This is a genomic window from Streptococcus sp. GMD6S (assembly GCF_000297015.1).
This window is the reverse complement of sequence record NZ_AJRH01000110.1, coordinates 1-2160: the sequence shown is the minus strand read 5'-3', so window position 1 is coordinate 2160 and position 2160 is coordinate 1. Positions and strand designations below refer to the sequence as shown.

2 protein-coding genes are annotated in these 2160 nt (G+C 38.1%); one reads left to right on the top strand and one right to left on the bottom strand.

Features of this window, described 5'->3' with window-relative positions:
* A partial coding sequence (locus tag GMD6S_RS08850) for an AraC family ligand binding domain-containing protein (protein ID WP_000959978.1) occupies positions 1-356 on the bottom strand: 356 nt, incomplete at its 3' end.
* Between the two features lie 107 nt (positions 357-463).
* Between GMD6S_RS08850 and GMD6S_RS08845 the strand changes: the two genes are divergently transcribed.
* Positions 464-2160, top strand: a 1697-nt coding sequence (locus GMD6S_RS08845) for an alpha-galactosidase (RefSeq protein ID WP_000538956.1), incomplete at its 3' end; no start/stop codon positions are given.

Here is a 2160-nt window from a genome sequence, read left to right as displayed (position 1 = left end):
TGTGTATGACAGTTATTTGACTGGATGAGGTAGGATTGGTCAGAAATTTGAGATAGAGCAAAGTAGTCGGGTGTCCTCCCTCCAGTGATCCCCAACCAGTAGTAAGCCCAAGGATCCTGGTTATCTGCTTGATAGAATGTTAATTCATCTGGTTTTAGTAAAAAGAAATCTCCTGCCTTTAAATCAACAATTTTCCCCTTATAATGGAATTGACCTTTTCCTTTAGTAATGTAATGTAGTACATAGGTATCTCGAATAGCTGGGCCAAAAGAATAGTTAGGCGTGCATTCTTCATAACCGTAGAAGCTAAGAGAGAGATCAATTGTTCCAGTCTGGTATTCTGAAAAAACGAGCATGGGCCACCTCCTACCTAACATTTTACCATACTTTGTATACATTTCTCTATTTTAGAAAGCGCTTTTATGTGATAAAATTTTATCAAGAAATGGATGAGGTACAATTTATGGGAGTTCGAATAGAGAATAATCTATTTTACGTTGAGAGTAAAAGTTTAAGTTTGATTATTGAAAATAGGGATGGGTTCTTATTATTAAAACATTTAGGAAAGACTATTAAGAACTATAGAGGGGCTAATAGTGTTTACGAACGCGATCATGCTTTTTCTGGTAATCCCATAGCTACTAATCGAACCTTTAGTTTGGATACGCAACGTCAGATTTTTGGACAACATGGTTTGGGTGACTTTAGAAAACCAACTTTACAGATTCAACATGATGCAACTGAAGTAACAGACTTTCGATTTGTAGAAGCAAAGATTTTAAAAGGTCAGAATGGTCCACAGGGCTTACCTTCTCCTCACAGCATGGATGCTACAGAGACGCTTGCCTTGATTTTAAAAGATCCTCAAGCTAAACTTAGTCTTACTTTGTATTATACGGCTTTTGATAATGATGCGACAATTGCTAGTTACAGCAAATTCGAAAATAATAGTAATCAGGAAGTTGTCATCCATAAGGACTTTTCTTTTATGGCTGATTTTCCTGCTGCAGCTTATGAAATGGTGACTTTACAGGGAGCTTATGCTCGTGAAAAGACTGTTCGACGTCAACAGGTAGAGCAAGGAATCTTTTCAATTAGTTCGAACCGTGGAGCTTCTGGGCATGCTCAAACACCAGCTCTTCTATTATGTGATCAAGGAGTTACAGAGGATGCTGGGAATGTGTTTGCTCTACAACTGATGTATAGTGGAAACTTCGAAGCTTTTGTCCAAAAGAATCAACTGAATGAAGTTCGGGTGGCTATTGGCATTAATCCAGAAAACTTTTCTTGGAAGTTAGATCCTGAGGAAAATTTTGAAACACCGGTAGCTTTAGTGACCTATTCAGATAAGGGATTAACTGGTATTAGTCATGAAAGTCAGAATTTTGTACTTAAGCACATTATGCCAAGTAAATTTTCTAAAAAAGAGCGTCCAATTCTAATCAATAACTGGGAAGCTACCTACTTTGACTTTCAGAGAGAAAAACTGTTAGAACTAGCTGATGAAGCTAAGAAAGTTGGAATTGAACTTTTTGTATTAGATGATGGGTGGTTTGGTAATCGCTTTGATGATAATCGTGCTTTAGGTGATTGGGTTGTGAATGAGAAAAAACTGGGTGGAAGTCTAGAAAGTCTGATTTCAGCGATCCATGAAAGAGGTTTGCAGTTTGGGCTTTGGTTAGAACCGGAGATGATTTCTGTTGATAGCGACTTGTATCGCAAACATCCTGACTGGGCTATTCAGGTTCCAGGTTATGAGCATACCTATTCTCGAAATCAATTAGTACTTAATCTTGCCAATCCTCAGGTAGTAGAATATTTGAAAAATGTTTTAGATGAACTCCTCTTTCATCATAAAATTGACTACATCAAATGGGATATGAACCGCAATATCACTAATCTGGGGAATGGTTCAGTTTATCTGGAAACCCAGATGCAGTCTCATCAGTACATGATGGGGCTTTACGAACTCGTTTCTTATCTGACAGAGAAGCATAGCCATATTCTCTTTGAGTCCTGCTCAGGTGGTGGTGGACGAAATGATCTTGGTATGATGCGTTATTTCCCACAAGTCTGGGCTAGTGATAATACTGATGCAATTGCACGTTTACCAATTCAATACGGTTCATCCTATCTCTATCCAACCATTTCTATGGGGGC